The organism is Nocardioides sp. Root151, from assembly GCF_001427925.1.
GTDB lineage: Bacteria > Actinomycetota > Actinomycetes > Propionibacteriales > Nocardioidaceae > Nocardioides.
The window spans coordinates 658,144-677,347 of sequence record NZ_LMGG01000004.1 but is presented as its reverse complement, the minus strand read 5'-3'; the positions used below and the strand labels follow the sequence as shown (position 1 = coordinate 677,347).

Below are 19,204 nucleotides of genomic sequence, written 5' to 3'. Positions count from 1 at the left end.
CTCCTCCACGCACACCCAGGTGCGGTTTCGTCCGACGTCGATCCGGGACACCGGACCAAGCAAGTGCTAGGGTACCAAGCAAACGTTAGGTTTGTTAGCCCGGGGCAGAATCCGTAGGAGAGAAATGCCGATCACCTCTGAACTGCGTGACGACCACGTCCGCGTCATCACGATGGCCCACCCGCCGGTCAACGCACTGCCCGTGCAGGGTTGGTACGACGTGGCCGACGCGCTCGACAAGGCGAGCCGCGACCTCGAGACCCATGTGGTCGTGCTGCGCGCCGAGGGCAAGGGCTTCAACGCCGGCGTCGACATCAAGGAGATGCAGAACTCCGAGGGCTTCGACGCGCTCCTCGGCGCCAACCGGGGCTGCTACGCGGCGTTCAAGGCGGTCTACGAGTGCGCCGTACCCGTGATCGCGGCGGTGAACGGCTTCTGCGTCGGCGGCGGCGTCGGCCTCGTCGGCAACGCCGACTGTGTGATCGCCAGCGACGACGCCTACTTCGGCGTCCCCGAGGTCAACCAGGGCGCCCTCGGTGCCGCCACCCACATGGCCCGCCTCGTGCCGCAGCACCTCATGCGCACTCTCTACTTCACCGCCCGCACGATCAAGGCCGCCGACCTCGTGCAGCACGGTTCCGTGCTCGAGGTGGTCCCGCGCGACCAGCTCGACGACGCGGCACTGAAAGTGGCGCAGGAGATCGCGGCCAAGGACACCCGGGTGATCCGCGCGGCCAAGGAGGCCCTCAACGGGATCGACCCGTGCGACGTCAACAAGAGCTACCGGTTCGAGCAGGGCTTCACCATGGAGCTGAACCTGATGGGCGTCTCCGACGACCTCCGGGACGCCTTCGCCGGGACGGCGAAGAGTGCACAGAGCGCCGGAACCGAGAAGGGGAACAAGTGAACGGCACACCACGCGACAAGCGGATGACCATCGACGAGGTCGTCGCCTCCCTCGAGGACGGCATGACCATCGGCATCGGCGGCTGGGGCCCGCGGCGCAAGCCGATGGCCCTGGTCCGCGCGATCCTGCGCAGCGACCTCAAGGACCTCACCATCGTGTCGTGGGGCGGCGCCGACGTCGGCCTCCTCGCGCGCGCCGGCAAGATCCGCAAGCTGGTCTACGCGTTCGTCTCCCTCGACACCGTGCCGCTCGAGCCGAACTTCCAGAAGGCCCGCCAGGAGAAGTCGATCCCCGAGATCGTCGAGCTCGACGAGGGCATGTTCCAGACCGGCCTGCTGGCCGCGTCGCAGCGCCTGCCGTTCCTGCCGATGCGCGCCGGACTCGGCTCCGACATCCTGGTCAACAACCCGCACATCAAGACCGTCGCCAGCCCGTACGCCGATGAGGACGGCAACGTCGAGGACCTCGTCGCCGTGCCCGCGCTCAGGCTCGACGTCGCACTGGTGCACCTGAACCGGGCCGACCAGCACGGCAACGCGACGTACCTCGGGCCCGATCCCTTCTTCGACGACCTCTTCGCGATGGCCGCCGAGCGCACCTACGTCACTTGCGAGCAGGTCGTCGACACCGCCGGCCTGACCGTCGACACCCCGGTCCAGCGCCTCCTGCTGAACCGGATGATGGTGACCGGCGTCGTCGAGACCCCCAACGGCGCGCACTTCACCAACTGCGCGCCCGACTACGAACGTGACGAGAAGTTCCAGAAGGCGTACGCCGCGGCCGCCAAGGACGACGAGTCGTGGACCCGGTTCGAGGAGCGCTTCCTCAGCGGCGACGAGGCCGCCTACCAGGACGCCGTCCGCGAGTTCCACGACGAGGAGCAGACCCGATGACCGACTTCACCCGCGCCGAGGTGTGCGCCACCGCGATCGCCGACGCCTTCAAGGACGACGGCGAGATCTTCGGCTCTCCGATGGGCATGCTGCCGATGCTCGGCGTACGCCTGGCCAAGCTGACCAGCAACCCCGACCTCGTGCTCTCCGACGGCGAATCGCTGTTCCTGGGCGGTGTCCCGCCCTTGTTCGCCAAGGCCGACGTGGTCGAGGGCTGGATCCCGTTCCGCCGGGTCTTCGACGTGGTCGCCTACGGAAAGCGCCACGTGATGATGGGCGCCACACAGGTCGACCGGCACGGCAACCAGAACATCTCCGCGATCGGCGACTTCGCCCAGCCGAAGCGCCAGCTGCTCGGCTCGCGCGGCGCCCCCGGCAACACGGTGAACAACCGCACGTCCTACTGGGTGCCCAAGCACTCCGACCGGGTCTTCGTCGAGGAGGTCGACATCGTCTCCGGAGTCGGCCCCAAGCGGGCCCGCGAGGCCGGCGTCGGCGCCGCGAAGTACAACGACATCCACCGCATCGTGACGAACCTGGCCGTCTTCGACGTTCTGGGCGCCGACGACACCGTGCGCCTCCTCTCGGTGCACCCGGGCGTCACGGTCGACGACGTGGTCGCGGCGACCGGCTTCGACCTGGCGGTCGAGGGCGACGTCCCCGAGACGCGTACGCCGACCGCGGAGGAGCTCACCCTGATCCGTGAGGTGCTCGACCCCAGGACGCTGCGCGACCGCGAGGTCCCGCCGGTCGAGGCGGTCGCGTCGTGACCACCGCACAGGTGCTGCGCACTCCCCTGACCGAGCTGGCCGGGGTGCGGCACCCCGTGGTCCAGACCGGCATGGGCTGGGTGGCTGGCCCGCGCCTGGTGGTCGGTACGGCGAACGCCGGCGGACTCGGCATCCTGGCCAGCGCCACCATGGGCTTCGAGGAGCTCGAGAGGGCGATCCTCGAGGTGAAGTCGCGCACCGACCAGCCGTTCGGCGTCAACCTGCGCGCCGACGCCGCCGACGCGGGTGACCGCTGCGACCTGCTGATCAAGCACGGCGTCAAGGTGGCCTCGTTCGCGCTGGCCCCGAAGAAGGACCTGATCGCCAGGCTCAAGGACCACGGCATCATGGTGATGCCCTCGGTCGGACTCCCCCGTCACGCCGAGAAGGTGGCCTCGTGGGGCGCCGACGCGGTGATGATCCAGGGCGGCGAGGGCGGTGGCCACACCGGCTCCGTCCCGACCACCCTCCTGCTGCCGAGCGTGCTCGACGCCGTTGACATCCCGGTCGTCGCGGCCGGCGGCTTCTTCGACGGACGCGGCCTCGCCGCCGCACTGTCCTACGGAGCGGCCGGCATCGGCATGGGCACCCGCTTCCTGCTGACCCGTGACAGCGCCGTGCCCGACGCGGTCAAGCAGCTCTACCTGTCGTACGACGTCAACGGCACGGTGGTCACCGACAAGGTCGACGGCATGCCGCACCGCATGCTGCGCACCGAGCTCGTGGAGGAGATCGAGGAGTCGAGTCGCCTCAAGCGGCTGACGCCCACGCTCAGGCGCACGCTGGAGTTCAAGAAGATGTCCGGCATGAGCTGGCTCGACCTCGCCCGCGACGGCCGGACCATGAAGAAGACCCAGGGGCGCTCACTCGCGCAGATGTCGCTGGCCGCCAACACGCCCATGATGCTCAAGGCCGGACTCGTCGACGGCGACACCTCCGCCGGAGTGCTCGCCTCCGGGCAGGTGGTCGGCGTCCTCGACGACCTGCCGTCGTGCGAGGAGCTGGTCGACCGGGTCGTCACCGAGGCGGTGGACCACCTCAGGGGCGCCCACGAAATGCTCGTGGCCATTGACGTGTGACGTTCGTTACTCGAAAGTAACTCCTCGGGAGTCCACATGTGGGGGACACAAGAGGGAGTTGCCGAATGAGGAAGAACACCTGGGCCCGCGTGGCCGCAGGCGCGCTGCTGGCGTTGTCACTGAGTCCGCTGGCCACGGCGTCGCCGGCACAGGCCGACGGCACATCGTTCTACGACACACCGACGACGCTGCCGGCCAACAACGGCGACATCGTCAGGTCGGAGCCGTCCGAGTTCTACGTCGACCCGGTCAAGCTGATCAAGGCCGACGCCGACGTGCAGCGGATCATGTACCGCTCCACCGACCGCACCGGAGTGCCGGTCGCGGTCACCGGCACGGTGTTGACGCCGAAGACCCCGTGGGTCGGCGCAGGCAAGCGCCCCCTCATCGGGTACGCCGTCGGCACCCAGGGCATGGGCGACCAGTGTGCGCCGTCGCGCACGCTGGGCAAGGGCCTGGAGTACGAAGGCCCGTTCATCGCCGGGCTGCTGGCCCGCGGCTACGCCATCGTCGTCACCGACTACGAGGGCCTCGGCACCGAGGGCGAGCACACCTACATGATGCGCGAGACCCAGGGCCACGCCGTCCTCGACTCGGTCCGTGCCGCCCAGCGCCTGCCCGGCTCCGGGGTCACCGCCGCGAACCCGGTCGCGATCAGCGGGTTCTCCCAGGGTGGCGGCGCCGCCGCGTCCGCCGGTGAGCTGGCTCCGACGTACGCCCCGGAGATCAACCTGAAGGCGGTCGCCGCCGGCGCGGTCCCCGCGGACCTCAGCCAGGTGGCCATCAACCTCGACGGGTCCCTGTACGTCTCGTTCATGGGGTACGCCGTCTCGGCCCTGGCGAACAGCTATGGCATCGACATGACCCCGATGCTCAACGCGAAGGGCCAGGCCATGATGGCCACGCTGTCGACCCAGTGCACCCTGGACTCGCTGGCCACCTTCCCGTTCGTGAAGTCGAAGGACCTGACCACCAACGGCCTGCCGGTCACGGACCTGTTGACCAAGGCGCCGTTCAACCAGATGGTGGCCGACCAGCTGATCGGCAACGGACGCAAGCCCAACGTGCCCGTGCTGATCACCCACTCGGCGCTGGACGACGTGATCCCCTACAAGACCGGCAAGCAGCTGGCCCAGCGATGGTGCGGCCAGGGCACGAAGGTGCAGTTCGACACCAACTTCGCACCCACCCACGTGGGTGACTACGTGGCGTCGATCCCGACCATCTTCCTGTTCCTCGAGGCCCGATTCGCCGGCCTGCCCGCGTTGAACAGCTGCTGGCGCCTCTGATCCTGCGCCGAGACCGGGCCCGCCTTCGCACGGTGCGCAGGCGGGCCCGACCCGCGTCAGAGCCCGCGCTGGTACTGCACCTCGCGACCCATCACGCGATAGCCGAGCTGCTCGTTGACCGAGATCATGTAGTCGTTCGACTCGGCGTTCCAGGTGTCGATCGCGGCCAGCTGTGGCTCGACCTCGTGGAGCCACAGGAGCATCGCCGACTTCAACACCAGTCCGAGCCGATGGCCCCGATGGGCGCGCACCACCGAGGTGTCGTGCTGGTGACCGATCCACGGTCGCTCGGACTCCACGACCACCACCGACTGTCCCGCCAGCTCGCCCGTCGTCCGGTTGCGCGCCATCAGGCGATGGAGACGGCCGCCGCTGCTGAGCTGGGCGTGCTCGTAGTTGCGCACCCGCTCGCCGGTGAAGACCTCGTCCTCGATCTCGAGGTCATCGGTCGGAGCGTCGTTGATGGCCGCGGTCATCTCGGCCAGCTTGTCGAGCTCGTCGTCGGGCGTGAACCCGATGCGGCGGACGAGCTCGTAGTCGGCGGCCCCGGCCCCGGCGTGGTCGTGCAGGCCCCGGACGACGTTCCAGTCGACGTCGGCCAGCACCTGGCGACGGTTGATCGCCTGCGACTTCTGCTCGAGGCCGTGGCGCGCGGTGAACGCCCGTGCCGCTTCGGACTCCCAGGCGTCGGTGCCGACGCTGGTACGCCCCTCCGCCCGAGCCCGGTCGAGCAGGAACTCCAACAGGGCGGTGCCGTGGCCCCGGCGGCGGTGCGCCGGGTGCACCTCGACGCCAACCCAGGCGAGCTCGAGGTTGTCCCACTCGCTCGTGCCGTACGTCGCGTAGGCAACGGGCAGACCGTCGACCGTCGCCAGGAACGGCACCGACGGTTCGCCGTCCCAGCCGTTGCGCAGCATCCCGTCGTACGACGTCATGGTGGCGGGGTGCGACCAGGGCGCGTCGACCGCGATCGTGGCGTTCGCGACGTCGACCATGCCCTGGAGCGGGACCCTGTCGTCAGGGCCGAACTGCGTGATCTCCATGGCGTTGACGATCCTCTGCCGGGGCCCTCGGCGCCACGGGTTTTCCGGCGACGATCCTCCTGGCAAGGATGAGTACGCGTACCGGGTTCGAACCACGCGCCGACCGGACAGGATGGGGGCATGCAGAGTTTCGGACGGTTCCTGTTCTTCGCCAACCTCCCCCTGACCATCGCCCTCCTGTTCTGGGCGTGGGCCGGCCGGGTGCTCTTCGGCGTCGGCGGCTGGTTCCTGCTGATCCTGCCGCTGCTCGTGGGTCCGTTCGTGGTGGTGGCCCTGATCATCTCGAACGTCGTGGCCTACACCGTCGCGACGCGTCCGCGCCGCTTCACCAGCGCCCAGTCGATCGCGCACGTGGCCATGTGGGTCGGCCTCGCCGGCTTCGGGCTGTTCCTGCCCGACTTCGGCGACAGCGAGGAGAGTGAGCTGTCGTTCCTCACCCAGGTCTTCGGCCACTCAGACCGGCTGATCGACCTCAGCGGCCAGCTCGCCGCTGCCTTCGCCTTCCTCACGGTCGCCGGCTGGGTGGCGACCCTGGTCACCGCGATCGTCGCCAGGGCGAGCGCGAACCGGCCGCAGTACACCTACGCCGGCTGAGGCCGAGGCGGGTCAGGCCGCCTCGTCCTTGCGCGGGCGGCCTCGGCCGCGCTTGTGCGCCACGACGGCACCGTCGATCACGATCTGGCCGCCCCAGACGCCGTACGGCTCGCCCCGCTCGAGGGCCCCGGTCAGGCACTCCAGCGCCAGGGGGCACTGTGCGCACAGCTGCCTGGCGCGGTCGAGAGCAGCCGGGTGCTCGGCGAAGAACAGGTGGGGAGACTGGGTGCAGGGCGGCGACGTCACTCATCGAGAGTGACCGTCTGAGGTAGTTGGTTGCATCGGGCAGATGCCTTAGACGCGACGACCGTCTCGCGTGACGCCGGTCATGACGACCCGGCCTGCAGCCCTGCTAGGTTCGCCGGTGAATCCGGTACGCCGTCCCTCTGGGCGTGCCCGCACACTGAGGAGCAGATCGTTGCGAACCGCCAAGGACTTCTTCGCCCCCCTCGCCGTCGGTGCACCCGCGCCGCTGCGTGAGATGCCGGCCCGCCCGTCGAGGGCGATCCACTTCTTCGACCCCGGCAACGAGAAGATGGCGGCGAAGGTGCCCGCGATGGTCGGCACCACCGACGTCCTCCTCGGCAACCTCGAGGACGCGGTCAAGGCCGAGAACAAGGAGAAGGCCCGCAACGGCCTCGTGAAGATCGGCCAGGAGGTTGCCAATCTTGGTTCAGCCAGTGGGCCGACGCAGTTCTGGACCCGGATCAACTCCCTCGACTCCCCCTGGGTGCTCGACGACCTGACCACGCTGGTCCCCGCGATCGGCGACAAGCTCGACGTGATCATGGTCCCGAAGGTGCAGGGCGCCGAGGACATCCACTACATCGACCGGATCCTGGCCCAGCTCGAGGCCAAGGCCGGCATCACCAAGCCGCTCCAGGTGCACGCGATCCTCGAGACCGCCCGCGGGGTGGCCAACGTCGAGGAGATCTGCGCCGCCTCGCCGCGCATGCAGGGCCTCTCGCTCGGCCCGGCCGACCTGGCCGCGGACCGTCGGATGAAGACCACGCGTGTCGGCGGCGGCCACCCCGGCTACCTCGTGCGCGAGGACGCCCCGCGTGACGCCGAGGGCAACAGCCAGATCGACGCCCCGCGTCCGACCTACCAGCAGGACCTGTGGCACTACACGATCGCCCGCATGGTCGACGCCTGCGCAATGCACGGGATCTTCCCGTACTACGGCCCCTTCGGCGACATCGCCGACGTGGTCGGCTGCGAGGACCAGTTCCGCAACGCGTTCCTGCTCGGCTGTGTCGGCGCCTGGTCGCTGCACCCCAAGCAGATCGCGATTGCGAACAAGGTCTTCTCCCCCAGTGTCGAGGACGTCACCCACGCACGTCGCGTCATCGCGGCCATGGGCGACGGCACCGGTGCGGTGATGCTCGACGGCAAGATGGAGGACGACGCCTCCGTCAAGCAGTGCAAGGTGATGGTCGCCCTGGCCGAGGAACTGGCCGCCATCGACCCCGAGCTCAAGAAGCAGTACGACGCGATCTCCGTGGAGGCCTGACATGACTGAGTTCACCCCGCTGCGCTCGGTCCTCTACATGCCCAGCTCCAACGAGCGGGCCCTCGAGAAGGCCAAGTCGATCGCCTGTGACGGCCTCATCCTCGACCTCGAGGACGCGGTCGCCCCCGATGCCAAGCCGGCCGCGCGCGAGTCCGCCGCGGCCGCTGCGTCGAGCGGTGAGTACGGCCGCCGTACGGTCACCATCCGGGTCAACGGCATCGGCACCGAGTGGCACGACGCCGACATCGTCGCCGCCTCGCAGGCCGGACCGGCCGCCATCGTCGTGCCCAAGGTCAACTCGGCCGACGAGGTCAAGCAGCTCGTCGCCGCGATGGAGAAGGCCGGCGCCCCGGAGCACACCAAGCTGTGGGCCATGGTCGAGACCCCGATCGCGATCCTCGACGCCCTCTCGATCGCCCGCGCCTCCGAGCGTCTCGGTGCGTTCGTGCTCGGCACCAACGACCTGGTCAAGGAGCTCTACGCCGAGCACGTGCCCGGCCGCGCGCCGATCCTGCCCAGCCTGCACACCGCCCTCCTCGCCGGCCGGGCCGCCGGCATCGCGGTGATCGACGGCGTCTACAACGACGTGAAGAACACCGAGGGCTTCCTGGCCGAGTGCCAGCAGGGCCGCGAGATGGGCTTCGACGGCAAGACGCTGATCCACCCCGGCCAGGTCGCCGGCGCCAACGAGGCGTTCGCCCCGTCGGAGCAGGCGATCGAGGACGCGCGTGGCCTGATCCAGGCGTTCGAGGACGGCAAGGGCGCCGGCGTCGTGACCTACAACGGCAAGATGGTCGAGAACCTGCACGTCGAGTCCGCCCAGCGCACCCTCTCGATCGCCGAGGCGATCAGCGCCCTCGACGCCTGACTGGGTCGACCCGTCGTGAACTTCACGACGGGTCGATCGGAACTGGCGACGGGTCGATATGAACTGGCGACAGGTCAGGCCTTGAAGGCCGGCTTCTCCTTCGCCAGGAACGCCCGCACGCCCTCGGCGAAGTCACTGCCGGTGTAGACCTCTCGGAGCACGTCGTCGTCATCCGACGGCGCTGCTTCGAGGGTCTCGGCGCGAGCGGTCAGCTGGGCCTTCGTGGTGCGCAGCGTGACCCCGGAGGCCTTGCCGATGCCGTCGACCAGGCTGGACAGCTCGGCGTCCAGGTCGTCAGTGACCGACATCACCGCGCCCACGGCGTACGCCCGGTCGGCGTCGACGAGGCGCGAGGCGAGCAGCATCTCCCGGGTCAGCGACTCCCCGAAGACCGACGAGCAGCGATAGACGATCGGTGCCGACAGGGCGTTGCCGAGGGTGCGGGCGATCGGGTAGCCGAAACGCGACCCCGGGGTGGCGATGCGGAGGTCGCAGTGTGTGGCCACGGCCAGTCCGCCACCGACGCAGACGCCCTCGACCGCGGCGATCGTGACCTGCGGCAGCTCGAAGAGCGCCTGGAGCAGCTCGCGGATCCAGGTCTCGTAGGCCACCGCGTCGGCGTTCACGAAGTCGGAGATCTCGTTGCCCGCGGCGAACGCGCGGCCACCGGCACCGCGGAGCACGAGCACCTTGACCGAGGTGTCCTGGCGCAGCTCGCTGCACAGGTCACGGAGACCTGCGTACATCGCCGTGGTGAAGGCGTTGTGGCGCTCCGGGCGGTTGAAGGTGACGGTGACGACGCCGTCACCCCGGCTGATCTGGAGTTCTTCTGGCACGCAGGCAGGGTACGGCGACCACGACCCCGCCCCTGACACAGGACTCGACGGCGAGACGGCGAGCCCGGTCAGAGCGGGCGGCCGGTGGCCTTGTAGGGCAGCAGGGCCTCGGCGGGGTTTCCCTCAACTGGTGCGGCCTCTGCAGCGAGCACGCCGGGCTGACTACGGAGCACGCCACGCACCCCGGCGGCCACCATCGGGGCCAGCTCATCGATCGACATCGAGGCGATCGGCTCGACCTTCAGCACGTAGCGCAGCATGGCCATCCCCATCAGCTGGGAGCCGATCAGCTCCATGCGCGACGTGGAGATCTGCACCCGGCGGCGGCGTCCGACCAGACCGCCCATCCGGTTGTTGAGGAAGCTGTAGAAGCGCTGGGCGGAACGGGCGTCGGAGACACTGGCCTGCACCATGCGCAGCATGCGGTCGCGGGTGATCGGGTTCTCGCACAACCGCAGGAACCGCCGGACCAGGCGGTCGGAGAAATCAGCACCAGCGGGTTCGTCGCGACCCACGTCGTCGTCGAGGGCCTCACCCAGGCCGTCGAGGTCCGCCTCCGTGTCGCTCACGCGGTCATCCTGCCACCGGCTGCGGTCACGTGACGGTGCGGTACGCACCCTGGAAGTAGAGCAACGGGTCGGGGGTCTCGCCAGATGCACCGACGGTGAAGTCCATGTCCTGGACCCTGCCGATGACGACGTAGTGGTCGCCCGCCTCGTGCACGGCGTGCACGGTGCAGTCGACGTACCCGACGATGCCGTCGAACAGCGGGGCGCCGGTCTTCGACAGCGACCACTCGAGGCCGGCGAACTTGTCGGTGCCCCGGCTGGCCATCACGTTCGACAGGTCTTCCTGGCCCGCGGCCAGGAAGTTCACGCAGAAGTGACCGGAGCGCTGGATCAGCGGCCAGGCGCGCGACGTCTTGGCCGGGCTGAACATCACCAGCGGCGGGTCGAGCGAGATCGAGGAGAACGACTGGCAGGTCATGCCGACCGGCTCGTCGCCGGCGACCGAGGTGATCACGGTGACGCCACTGGCGAAGCGACCGAGTACGTCGCGGAACCGACGGGCCGCTTCCTGGGCGGCCGCGGTGTCGGCGATGTCGGTCGCTTCACCCGGGCGGAACTCGAAGTCGAAGTTGCCCAGGAAGGAGTCGATCAGCTCCCGCGGCGGCCAGGACTCACGCGCGTCGGCACGCATGCCGGTCGGGATGTCGTGGTCGGTCATGGTGTCCATTGTCCCGTCAGCCACCGCCGCCGCCGAAATCGTGGCCCCAGTATGAGACCGCGGTCGACTCCCTGGCCACCCAGCGCGCGTCGTCGACCTGGAGACCCTCGGTACCGAACTCGACGTCGAAACCGCCGGGCGACTTCACGTAGAACGACACCATCTCGTCGTTCATGTGACGTCCGAGGGTGGCCGAGAGTGGCGCCTTGTGCTTGCGCACGCGCTCCAGCGCGCGACCGACGTCGTCGAGCTTCTCGACCTCAAGCATGATGTGCACGCACTTGCTCGGGTTTGGCATCGGGAGGAACGCCAGCGAGTGGTGCCGCGGGTTCACGCCGAGGAACCGCAACCACACCTTCGAGCCGGGCTCCTTGCCGACGAACTCCCCCGGCATGCTCATCGAGTCGCGCAGCCGGAAGCCGAGCACCTCGGTGTAGAAGCGCAGCGCCTCCACGTCGTCGGTGACCGGTACGACGATGTGCCCCATGCCCTGGTCGCCGGTGACGAACGTCGCGGCGTACGGCGTGACGACCGGGCGTGACTCGTAGGTGATGCCGTGGAAGAGCTCGAAGACGTTCTGCCACGGGTCCTCGAAACGGACCAGCTCCTGCACGCGCCACTCGGCAAGCTCGTCGGGCGTCCCTTCCTCGAAGGCGACGCCCGCCTTCTCGAGGTGCTCGCGGGCCTCTTGCAGCGCCTGGTGGTCGGCGACCTCCCAGCCGGTGGCCTCGAGCCGGTCGACGTCGGAGGGGAACACCACGAGCCGGGCCGAGACCTGGTCGATGCGGTAGTAGAGGTTGTCCGGGGACGGCCCACGACCCTCACCGAGACCGAGCACCTTGCCCGCGAAGTGGCGCCACTGGTCGAGGTCGGTGGAGGCCACGCGCACGTAGCCCATGGACTTGATGTCGATCGTCACTTGGCACGCTCCACATGGTTGTCGAGGAACTGTGTGGTCACCTGGCGGAACTCCTCGGCCGCCTCGATCTGCGCCCAGTGGCCGCAGTTCGGGAAGACGTGCAGCTGCGCCTTCGGGATCAGCTTCAGCGCCACCAGTGCACCGTCGAGCGGGTTCACCCTGTCCTCGCGCCCCCACGTGAGCAGCGTGTGCTGGCGCAGCTTGTAGGCCTCGCGCCAGAGCATGCCGTCCTCGAACGTGTCGGGATTCCAGAACGACGCGCCCATCGACGCCATCGCCTCGCGGGACCCCGGCGCCGTGGCGTCGGCGAAGCGCTCCTCGACCAGCTCGTCGGTGACCAGCGCCTGGTTGACCACCATCGTCGAGATGAATGCCTTCAGGGCCTCACGGGTCGGGTCGGCGCCGAACTCCATCAACCGCTTGACGCCCTCGGTGGGGTCGGCGTGGAACAGGTTGAGCGAGAGCCCGCCCGGCCCCATCAGCACGAGCCGCGCGACCCGCTCGGGGTGTTCGAGGGCCAGCCGCATCGCCGTGCCGCCGCCGAGGCTGTTGCCGAGCAGGTGGCAGCGGTCGATGCCGAGCTTGTCGAGCAGGCCCACGACGTACGACGCGGCGAAGCGGTAGTAGTTGCCCTCGACCGGCGGCTTGTCGGAGCCACCGAAGCCGGGCTGGTCGACGAGGATCGTGCGGAAGTCCTTGGCGAATCCGGGCAGCGCGGCACCGAAGTTCGACCACGCGGAGGCACCCGGTCCACCGCCGTGCAGCATCACCAGCGGCAGCGGCCCTGTCGTGGGTTGAGCAAGGCCTTCTGCGCCTGTCTCGAAATCAGCCGAGTCGTAGTAGTTGATCGTGAGCCCGTCGACCGTGGCCGTGCGGCGTACGTCGTCCTGTGCCAGCGTCACGATCAGTACATCCCCGGGTCGATCTTGTGCCCGAACTCGAGGTCGCCGTACATCTTCAGTGCGCGCTCGGGATCGTTGGCCGCGTGCACGCGGCCGGCGTGCGCGTCGCGCCAGGCGCGCTGCAGGTACGTGCCCTCGGCCAGCGCCCTGCCACCCGAGGCCTCGAACAGCGCGTCGATCGCGTCGATCGCGCGCTGCGTGCCGAGCACCTGGTCGCGGCGCACCCTCAGGCGCAGCTGGAGCGGGATCTTCTCCCCGCGCTCGACCTGGGCCTGCTCCTCGCGGATGTTGGCCATGCACAGGGCCCACGCCGCGTCGATCTCCGAGCCGGCGCGGGCGATGCGCACCGCCGCGAACGGGTCCGAGGACGCCTTCTCACCGAGGTACGCCGCACGCACCCGCTTCTGCTGCATGTCGACGTGCTCGGCGTACGCCCCCGACGCCATGCCGATGATCGGGGAGCTGATCGTCGTGGTGAACAGCGAGTGGAAGGGCAGCTTGTAGAGGTTGCCGGGGTTCTGTTCCTGGCCCGGGCCGAAGCAGCGGCCGGTGTCGCTCATCGACAAGGTGAACGCCTCCGGCACGAAGACGTCGTCGACGACGATGTCGTTGGAGCCGGTGCCCTTGAGCCCGACCACGTTCCAGACGTCGACGATCTCGTACTTGTCGCGCGGGACGAGAAAGGTCTTGAAGTCGACCACGTTGCCGTCCGCGTCGAAGACCAGGCCGCCGAGCAGCACCCAGCTGGCGTGGGCGGAGCCGGAGGAGAACGACCACTTTCCCGAGAGCGTGTAGCCACCGTCGGTCAGCACGGCCTTGCCGGTCGGCGCGTACGACGACGAGAGGCGGGTCGCGGTGTCCGAGCCCCACACCGCCTGCTGCGCGTCGTCGGGGAAGAGCGCGACCTGCCAGGGGTGTACGCCGAGCACCGACGAGATCCAGCCGGTGGAGCCGTCGGCCGAGGCGATCTCCTTCACTGCGGTGAAGAAGTCGACCGGGTCGGCCTCGAGCCCGTCGAAGCGCCGGGGCTGCAGGAGACGGAAGAAGCCGGTCTCCTCGAGCGCCTTCACGGAGGCTTCGGGAACCTGGCGCAGCTTCTCGGCCTCGTCGGCCCGCTCGCGGAACGTCGGCAGCAGGTCGCGCACTCCGTCGAGGACTTCCTTCGACATCTCTTGTCTCCTGGCTTGGTGGGATCTCTCGACCAATACTAGAACACGTTCTCATTTTCCGCGAGGACGCTGCCTCTTCGACGGCGCGGCTACGATCGCCGCCGTGAGGAAACCCAAGAGCACCCTTCGAGCCGACGAGACCGTCATCGCCAGCTGGCGGGCCAACCATTCGGTACACAGCCAGCGCGCCCTGGGCGGCCACCTGGTGCTGACCTCACACCGCCTGATCTTCGAGCCGCACGCCCTGGACGCGAACCTCGGCGGTCGGGTCTGGCAGGTTCCACTCAGCTCGATCTCCGACGTCGGGAAGTCGCCGATCAGCCTTGCGGACTTCTTCGGCGGCGGGTTGCGCTCCCGACTCCGGATCGGGCTCGACGACGGATCCCAGCAGCTGTTCGTGGTGAACGCGAAGAGCAAGAAGGCCGACGCGATCCGACGCGCGCTGCCCCGGCGCTGATCCCACCAAGCGTCGACCAAGGGCTCTGCGCTACTGGTAGAACCTGTTACAGTTTTGCGGTGTAGGAGCCCGCACAGCGGGACTGACAGCGGAGGCAGTGTGGGCGAGAAGACCGAGTACGACGTGATCGTCGTCGGCACCGGCGGCGGTGGCTTCACCGCGGCGCTGGCCGCGCACGAGCGTGGCCTGGACACCCTGGTCATCGAGAGCACCGACGGGTTCGGCGGCTCCACGGCCCGGTCGGGAGGCGGGGTCTGGATCCCCAACAACCATGCGCTCAAGAAGGCCGGCCAGACCCAGTCCGTGGCCGAGGTCAAGGAGTACCTCTACTCGATCATCGGCGACTCGGTCCCCCGCGACCGGATCGACGCGTTCGTCGAGAACGGACCGGCCGCCCTGGAGTTCGTGCGCAACAACTCCGCCGCAGACTTCACCTGGGTCCCGCACTACAGCGACTACTACCCCGAGGCACCGGGCGGGAAGGCAAGCGGCCGCAGCGTCGAGCCGAAGCCGATCGACGGCAAGGTGATCGGCGACGAGCTCGACCGGCTCACGAAGTCCTACACCAAGGCACCGGCCGGCATGGTGGTCACGCAGGCCGACTTCCGCAAGATCTCGCTCGGCATGCGCACCCTTCGCGGACCGCTCACCATGATCAAGGTCCTCCTGACCCGCATCCTGACGATGGCCCTCGGCAAGCGGATGTACGGCATGGGCATGGCGATGATGATCGGCATGCGCAAGGGCCTCCTCGACCGCGACATCCCGGTCTGGTACGAAACGCCGCTCACCGACCTCGAGGTCCGCGACGGGCGGGTGAGCGGCGTCGTGGTCACCCGCGACGGCACCGAGCAGGTGCTGACCGCTCGGCACGGCGTGATCCTCGCCTGCGGCGGGTTCGAGCACAACGCCGAGATGCGACAGAAGCACCAACGTGCGCCGATCGGCTCCGACTGGACCACCGGCGCGGCCGGCAACACCGGCGCCGGGATCCTGGCCGGCGAGAAGATCGGCGCCGAGCTGGCGTTGATGGACGACGCCTGGTGGGGGCCCTCCATCCCACTGCCGAGTGGCCCGTGGTTCTGCCTCGCCGAGCGCAACCTCCCCGGCTCGATGATCGTCAACCAGGCCGGCCTGCGGTTCGGCAACGAGGCCGCGCCGTACGTCGACGCGGTGCACGCGATGTACGACTCCGCCGAGCGCACCGGCATCGACCACTTCCCCAGCTGGATGATCATCGACCAGCGCTACCGCAACCGCTACCTCTTCGCCGGGCTCGGCCCGCGGCAGCCGTTCCCGGGCCGATGGTTCAAGTCGGGCGTGATCGTGAAGGCAGGCACTCTGGAGGCGCTGGCCGAGAAGATCAGCGTGCCCGCAGATGCCCTCACTGACACGGTCGCCACGTTCAACGGCTATGCGCGGACCGGCAAGGACTTCGACTTCGGTCGCGGCGACTCGGCGTACGACCGCTACTACGGCGACCCGCGGGTCAAGCCCAACCCGTCGCTGGGCGCGATCGAGGAGGGGCCGTTCTACGCGGTGAAGATGGTGCCCGGCGACCTCGGCACCAAGGGCGGCATCGTCACCGACGCGAAGGCGCGGGCGCTGCGGCCCGACGGCTCGGTGATCGAGGGCCTCTACGCCACCGGCAACGTCTCCTCGGCCGTGATGGGCCACACGTACGCCGGCGCCGGCGCGACCATCGGCCCCGCGATCACGTTCGGGTGGATCGCCGCCAACGCGATTGCTGACTCCATCGGCGCCGACCGCGCCCCTTCCCGGTGATCGGGAGCCCGCTCCATTCGCTCGCCCACCACTGAGAAGGTCTGCCCATGCCCATCGACACCCAGGTCGCCGTCGGCGCCTCCCTCCCCGACCGCACGTTCTCGTGGAACGAGTCAGACGTGCTGCTCTACCACCTCGGCATCGGCGCCGGCTCCCGGGCCGGCGACAACACCGACGCCGGAGCGCTGCGCTACACGCTCGACGACGACAACCTCCAGGTGCTGCCGTCGTTCGGGGTCGTCGCGCCGACGTTCCACGAGACGAACCCACCCGCCCTCGACCTGCCCGGCTGCGACATCGACCTCCAGATGGTGCTGCACGGATCGCAGGAGGTCGTCGTGCACGCGCCGATCCCGGCCTCTGGCTCGGCCACCCTGAAGACGAAGATCTCCGACGTCTGGGACAAGGGCAAGGCCGCCGTCATCGTGCAGGAGGGCGAGGCCCACACCGAGTCCGGCGAGCACCTCTGGACCGTGCGCTCCAGCATCTTCGTGCGCAACGAGGGCGGCTGGGGTGGCGAGCGCGGTCCGTCGACCAAGGTCGAGCTCCCGACCCGGGACGCCGACGCCGAGTCGTCGTACGCCGTCACGCCCCAGCAGGCGCTTCTCTACCGCCTCTGCGGCGACCGGAACCCCCTGCACGCCGATCCGGCGTTCGCCAAGGGCGCGGGCTTCCCGGCGCCGATCCTGCACGGCCTGTGCTCGTACGGCATCGTGCTGCGCGAGGTGACCGACCTGCTGCTCGACGGCGACGCGTCGCGCGTGGGTGGCTTCGCGGCCCGCTTCGCCGGCATCGTGTTCCCGGGCGAGACGATCCGTGTGCAGGCCTGGGACGAGGGTGATCGCGTGCTCGTCAGTGCCACGATCGCCAGCGAGCACGAGCAGCGCGACGGCTCCCCCGTGCTTGCGGACTGCGTGCTGACGAAGGCCTAGGCGAGACCCGCCATCAGTGCGGCCAGCGGATCGGGCACCCGGTCGAGATCGAGTGCCGCGACCAGCAGGCCGCCGTACCTGATCTTGCGGCCGGACCTGGTGCCCATGAAGCGCCGAAGCTGGTCCTGCATCGGGCGTCCGGCCCGGTCGGGTTGGGAGAGGAAGCGCCCCCACGACCGGGCCTCCCCCTCGGACTCGATGATCGCCTCGACCGCTGGTACGCCGAGCGCCCGCACGAGCTCGTCCTCCAGGTCGACGACGCAGCAGTGGAACCCGAGCTCCGCCAACTGGTCGCGGTCCAGGTCGGCGCCGAGGCCGACGCGTTCGAGGCCGCGGCGGAAGAACCGCTCCTCGCCCTCGTCGTAGAGGCCGTGCAGTTCGAGGTCCCGCCCGCCGGGGCCGTACTCCTCGAGCGCGTGACCGATGTTGGTCGCGCCGCCCATGGCCACCACCTCGACCCGTTCCGCGCGCAGGTCGCGTCCCAGCCTCTCGGCCAGCGTGAGCACGGCGTTGCGGTCACTGTCGCCTTCGACCAGCACCACCGCCCTTGCCTCCGACGTGCTGGTCATGGGGCCGGGGTCCAGCGGAAGCAGGCGGCCGTGTGATGCATCGCGACGCTCGTCGTACCGAGGGCCCGGCAGGCGTGGCGCACGACGACCTCGGCCGCGTCGAGCCTCTCCTGCCGCTCCCCCGGCTCCATCATGATGAGTGCGGAGTTCGTGGCCAGGTATCCCCGGAACGACTCGGGGTCGACCGGCCAGGCCCACGGGAAGTTCTCACGCGTGCTCTCGTCGTCAGGGAACGGACCGAAGCCCGCGCGGTCGGCGGGTGACGACTCCTTCTTGTCCGGGTCGACTCCCGCGAGCTCGAACTCCCAGGTGGATTGGGGTGCGGGCACGTTCCACGCCAGGCCGAGCCATCCGCCCGGTCTGAGCACGCGGCGCACCTCGGCCACCGTCTCCTCGACCGGGAACCAGTGCCAGGCGTCAGCGCTGACCACCGCGTCGACGCTGTGGTCGGCGAGCGGGATGCTGTCGGCGGACTCGTGGTGTGCCAGCGCAGCGGGGAACTCCCTGCGGAGCACGGCGAGCATGCGTTCGTCGGGCTCCACCGCGTGCACCGTCATGGCCCGCTCCAGCAGCTTCCCGGTGAGCTGGCCGGTGCCCGCGCCGAGCTCGGCCACGACCGAGGCGCCGTCCGTCAGCCAGTCCACCGCTGCGTCCGGACAGGCCGGTCGGAAGCGCGCGTAGTCCGCGGCGACCTGGCCGAACACCAGTGCCCGTCGTGGGTCCACATGGTTGGGCATGACAGCCAGTCTGCACCGACCGTGGGTGGATCCCCGGAAAGTGAGTGGCCCCGCAGCCTCGCGTGCGCAAGGGTCGAGACATGGTTTCTCCTCCCGTCCTGCACCTCATGGTCGGCCTGCCCGGAGCCGGGAAGACGGCACAGGCCCGCAGGATCGAAGCGGACACGGGCGCCCTCCGACTGACCCCGGACGAGTGGATGGTGCCCCTCTTCGGTCACACCGACGAGGCCGAGAAGCGCGCCCTGCTCGAGGGCCGGTTCATATGGGTCGCCCATCAGTCCCTTCGCGGCGGACTCTCTGTGATCCTGGACTTCGGGTGCTGGTCGATCGAGGAGCGTTACGCCATCCGGGATGTCGCCGCGCGCGCCGAAGCCTCGTTCTCGCTTCACCACCTCGAGGTCGGGGAAGCCGAACGCAGGGCACGCGCCGAGGTCCGTTGGCAGCGTGACACCACGTCGGCCTATGAGATGAGCTCCGACGATCACGACGGGTTTCTGGCGTCCTTCACGCCGCCCACGGCGGCAGAGGTGGCAGGCGAGCCGCTACCTGCCGCACCGCGGACCTTCGAGAGCTGGTCGCACTGGGCATCGCAGCGCTGGCCGTCGCTTCCACGTCTCGACCTCTCCTGAGCGCAAGCGCCCGGGACCTGAAAAATACTTCTCGAGTTGTCTCACATTTCGGGATCAAGGGCTGGTTTCCAGGGTCCGTTGTCAGT

Annotated in this window: 22 protein-coding genes; 12 read left to right on the top strand and 10 right to left on the bottom strand. The window is 69.2% G+C overall.

Annotation, left to right across the window (positions count from 1 at the left end; genetic code table 11):
- Nucleotides 1-124 precede the first annotated feature (124 nt).
- The 5 genes from ASD66_RS11795 to ASD66_RS11775 all read left to right on the top strand — a co-directional run bounded on the left by ASD66_RS11795 (nt 125) and on the right by ASD66_RS11775 (nt 4,938).
- Complete coding sequence (locus tag ASD66_RS11795) at nt 125-907, top strand: enoyl-CoA hydratase family protein (RefSeq protein WP_056677706.1); 783 nt, start codon at nt 125-127, stop codon at nt 905-907.
- Nucleotides 904-1,800 (top strand): CoA transferase subunit A, encoded by an 897-nt coding sequence (locus ASD66_RS11790; RefSeq protein ID WP_235530060.1) that lies wholly within the window; start codon nt 904-906, stop codon nt 1,798-1,800. Before ASD66_RS11795 ends, ASD66_RS11790 begins: the two co-directional genes overlap by 4 nt.
- Nucleotides 1,797-2,570, top strand: a complete 774-nt coding sequence (locus tag ASD66_RS11785; protein WP_056677701.1) for a CoA-transferase subunit beta — start codon at nt 1,797-1,799, stop codon at nt 2,568-2,570. Before ASD66_RS11790 ends, ASD66_RS11785 begins: the two co-directional genes overlap by 4 nt.
- Nucleotides 2,567-3,649, top strand: coding sequence for an NAD(P)H-dependent flavin oxidoreductase (locus tag ASD66_RS11780; protein ID WP_056891021.1), 1,083 nt, complete (start codon nt 2,567-2,569; stop codon nt 3,647-3,649). The genes ASD66_RS11785 and ASD66_RS11780 overlap by 4 nt, the downstream gene beginning before the upstream one ends.
- A gap of 65 nt (nt 3,650-3,714) precedes the next feature.
- Nucleotides 3,715-4,938, top strand: a complete 1,224-nt coding sequence (locus ASD66_RS11775; RefSeq protein ID WP_056891020.1) for a lipase family protein — start codon at nt 3,715-3,717, stop codon at nt 4,936-4,938.
- Nucleotides 4,939-4,994: 56 nt separating this feature from the next.
- Here the strand turns inward: ASD66_RS11775 and ASD66_RS11770 are convergent, their stop codons facing one another.
- Nucleotides 4,995-5,981 (bottom strand): GNAT family N-acetyltransferase, encoded by a 987-nt coding sequence (locus ASD66_RS11770; RefSeq protein ID WP_235530059.1) that lies wholly within the window; start codon nt 5,979-5,981, stop codon nt 4,995-4,997.
- A gap of 120 nt (nt 5,982-6,101) precedes the next feature.
- On the opposite strand from ASD66_RS11770, the gene ASD66_RS11765 reads away from it, so the two are divergent.
- Nucleotides 6,102-6,575 (top strand): hypothetical protein, encoded by a 474-nt coding sequence (locus ASD66_RS11765; RefSeq protein WP_056677691.1) that lies wholly within the window; start codon nt 6,102-6,104, stop codon nt 6,573-6,575.
- A gap of 12 nt (nt 6,576-6,587) precedes the next feature.
- Here ASD66_RS11765 and ASD66_RS11760 read toward each other — a convergent pair whose 3' ends face one another.
- Nucleotides 6,588-6,821 (bottom strand): WhiB family transcriptional regulator, encoded by a 234-nt coding sequence (locus ASD66_RS11760; RefSeq protein WP_056677688.1) that lies wholly within the window; start codon nt 6,819-6,821, stop codon nt 6,588-6,590.
- Nucleotides 6,822-6,993: 172 nt separating this feature from the next.
- Between ASD66_RS11760 and ASD66_RS11755 the strand changes: the two genes are divergently transcribed.
- Complete coding sequence (locus ASD66_RS11755; protein WP_056677685.1) at nt 6,994-8,088, top strand: HpcH/HpaI aldolase/citrate lyase family protein; 1,095 nt, start codon at nt 6,994-6,996, stop codon at nt 8,086-8,088.
- A 1-nt stretch (nt 8,089) separates the two neighbouring features.
- Nucleotides 8,090-8,956 carry an HpcH/HpaI aldolase/citrate lyase family protein gene (locus ASD66_RS11750; RefSeq protein WP_056677684.1) on the top strand — a complete coding sequence of 289 codons (867 nt, stop codon included), beginning with the start codon at nt 8,090-8,092 and terminating at the stop codon, nt 8,954-8,956.
- 74 nt (nt 8,957-9,030) lie between these two features.
- Here the strand turns inward: ASD66_RS11750 and ASD66_RS11745 are convergent, their stop codons facing one another.
- The 6 genes from ASD66_RS11745 to hsaA all read right to left on the bottom strand — a co-directional run bounded on the left by ASD66_RS11745 (nt 9,031) and on the right by hsaA (nt 14,009).
- Nucleotides 9,031-9,792 carry an enoyl-CoA hydratase-related protein gene (locus ASD66_RS11745; protein ID WP_056677681.1) on the bottom strand — a complete coding sequence of 254 codons (762 nt, stop codon included), beginning with the start codon at nt 9,790-9,792 and terminating at the stop codon, nt 9,031-9,033.
- Between the two features lie 68 nt (nt 9,793-9,860).
- The gene (locus ASD66_RS11740) at nt 9,861-10,361 is read right to left on the bottom strand and encodes a hypothetical protein (RefSeq protein WP_056677678.1); all 501 of its coding nucleotides are present in this window, start codon (nt 10,359-10,361) and stop codon (nt 9,861-9,863) included.
- A gap of 25 nt (nt 10,362-10,386) precedes the next feature.
- Nucleotides 10,387-11,019: a flavin reductase family protein gene (locus ASD66_RS11735; RefSeq protein ID WP_235530058.1), complete on the bottom strand. Its 633-nt coding sequence runs from the start codon at nt 11,017-11,019 to the stop codon at nt 10,387-10,389.
- A 16-nt stretch (nt 11,020-11,035) separates the two neighbouring features.
- On the bottom strand, nt 11,036-11,938 hold the full coding sequence (gene hsaC, locus ASD66_RS11730; protein ID WP_156388646.1) for an iron-dependent extradiol dioxygenase HsaC: 903 nt from the start codon (nt 11,936-11,938) through the stop codon (nt 11,036-11,038).
- Nucleotides 11,935-12,840: a 4,5:9,10-diseco-3-hydroxy-5,9,17-trioxoandrosta-1(10),2-diene-4-oate hydrolase gene (gene hsaD / locus ASD66_RS11725; RefSeq protein WP_056677675.1), complete on the bottom strand. Its 906-nt coding sequence runs from the start codon at nt 12,838-12,840 to the stop codon at nt 11,935-11,937. The genes hsaC and hsaD overlap by 4 nt, the downstream gene beginning before the upstream one ends.
- Nucleotides 12,841-12,842: 2 nt before the next feature.
- A complete protein-coding gene (hsaA, locus tag ASD66_RS11720) occupies nt 12,843-14,009 on the bottom strand; it encodes a 3-hydroxy-9,10-secoandrosta-1,3,5(10)-triene-9,17-dione monooxygenase oxygenase subunit (protein WP_056677673.1) in 1,167 nt (388 codons plus the stop codon).
- 103 nt (nt 14,010-14,112) lie between these two features.
- Between hsaA and ASD66_RS11715 the strand changes: the two genes are divergently transcribed.
- The 3 genes from ASD66_RS11715 (at nt 14,113) to ASD66_RS11705 (ending at nt 17,183) form a co-directional block, all read left to right on the top strand.
- A complete protein-coding gene (locus ASD66_RS11715) occupies nt 14,113-14,466 on the top strand; it encodes a GRAM domain-containing protein (RefSeq protein WP_056677670.1) in 354 nt (117 codons plus the stop codon).
- Between the two features lie 99 nt (nt 14,467-14,565).
- On the top strand, nt 14,566-16,251 hold the full coding sequence (kstD, locus tag ASD66_RS11710; RefSeq protein WP_056677666.1) for a 3-oxosteroid 1-dehydrogenase: 1,686 nt from the start codon (nt 14,566-14,568) through the stop codon (nt 16,249-16,251).
- Nucleotides 16,252-16,298: 47 nt separating this feature from the next.
- The gene (locus ASD66_RS11705) at nt 16,299-17,183 is read left to right on the top strand and encodes a MaoC/PaaZ C-terminal domain-containing protein (protein ID WP_056677664.1); all 885 of its coding nucleotides are present in this window, start codon (nt 16,299-16,301) and stop codon (nt 17,181-17,183) included.
- Here the strand turns inward: ASD66_RS11705 and ASD66_RS11700 are convergent.
- Nucleotides 17,180-17,752, bottom strand: a complete 573-nt coding sequence (locus tag ASD66_RS11700) for a TOPRIM nucleotidyl transferase/hydrolase domain-containing protein (RefSeq protein ID WP_056891019.1) — start codon at nt 17,750-17,752, stop codon at nt 17,180-17,182. The two genes, ASD66_RS11705 and ASD66_RS11700, sit on opposite strands and share 4 nt — an antisense overlap.
- Nucleotides 17,749-18,489 carry a class I SAM-dependent methyltransferase gene (locus tag ASD66_RS11695; RefSeq protein ID WP_082599453.1) on the bottom strand — a complete coding sequence of 247 codons (741 nt, stop codon included), beginning with the start codon at nt 18,487-18,489 and terminating at the stop codon, nt 17,749-17,751. The genes ASD66_RS11700 and ASD66_RS11695 overlap by 4 nt, the downstream gene beginning before the upstream one ends.
- A gap of 107 nt (nt 18,490-18,596) precedes the next feature.
- Between ASD66_RS11695 and ASD66_RS11690 the strand changes: the two genes are divergently transcribed.
- Nucleotides 18,597-19,118 (top strand): AAA family ATPase, encoded by a 522-nt coding sequence (locus ASD66_RS11690; RefSeq protein WP_056677656.1) that lies wholly within the window; start codon nt 18,597-18,599, stop codon nt 19,116-19,118.
- The last annotated feature ends 86 nt before the right edge of the window (nt 19,119-19,204 follow it).

What these genes read in the sequence shown, in the direction of transcription:
- ASD66_RS11795 (WP_056677706.1), top strand. Translation starts at nt 125, where the DNA reads ATGCCGATCACCTCTGAACTGCGTGACGACCACGTCCGCGTCATCACG.
- ASD66_RS11785 (WP_056677701.1), top strand. Translation starts at nt 1,797, where the DNA reads ATGACCGACTTCACCCGCGCCGAGGTGTGCGCCACCGCGATCGCCGAC.
- ASD66_RS11775 (WP_056891020.1), top strand. Translation starts at nt 3,715, where the DNA reads ATGAGGAAGAACACCTGGGCCCGCGTGGCCGCAGGCGCGCTGCTGGCG.
- ASD66_RS11770 (WP_235530059.1), bottom strand. Translation starts at nt 5,981, where the DNA reads ATGGAGATCACGCAGTTCGGCCCTGACGACAGGGTCCCGCTCCAGGGC.
- ASD66_RS11765 (WP_056677691.1), top strand. Translation starts at nt 6,102, where the DNA reads ATGCAGAGTTTCGGACGGTTCCTGTTCTTCGCCAACCTCCCCCTGACC.
- ASD66_RS11750 (WP_056677684.1), top strand. Translation starts at nt 8,090, where the DNA reads ATGACTGAGTTCACCCCGCTGCGCTCGGTCCTCTACATGCCCAGCTCC.
- ASD66_RS11735 (WP_235530058.1), bottom strand. Translation starts at nt 11,019, where the DNA reads ATGACCGACCACGACATCCCGACCGGCATGCGTGCCGACGCGCGTGAG.
- hsaA (WP_056677673.1), bottom strand. Translation starts at nt 14,009, where the DNA reads ATGTCGAAGGAAGTCCTCGACGGAGTGCGCGACCTGCTGCCGACGTTC.
- ASD66_RS11705 (WP_056677664.1), top strand. Translation starts at nt 16,299, where the DNA reads ATGCCCATCGACACCCAGGTCGCCGTCGGCGCCTCCCTCCCCGACCGC.
- ASD66_RS11700 (WP_056891019.1), bottom strand. Translation starts at nt 17,752, where the DNA reads ATGACCAGCACGTCGGAGGCAAGGGCGGTGGTGCTGGTCGAAGGCGAC.
- ASD66_RS11695 (WP_082599453.1), bottom strand. Translation starts at nt 18,489, where the DNA reads ATGCCCAACCATGTGGACCCACGACGGGCACTGGTGTTCGGCCAGGTC.
- ASD66_RS11690 (WP_056677656.1), top strand. Translation starts at nt 18,597, where the DNA reads ATGGTCGGCCTGCCCGGAGCCGGGAAGACGGCACAGGCCCGCAGGATC.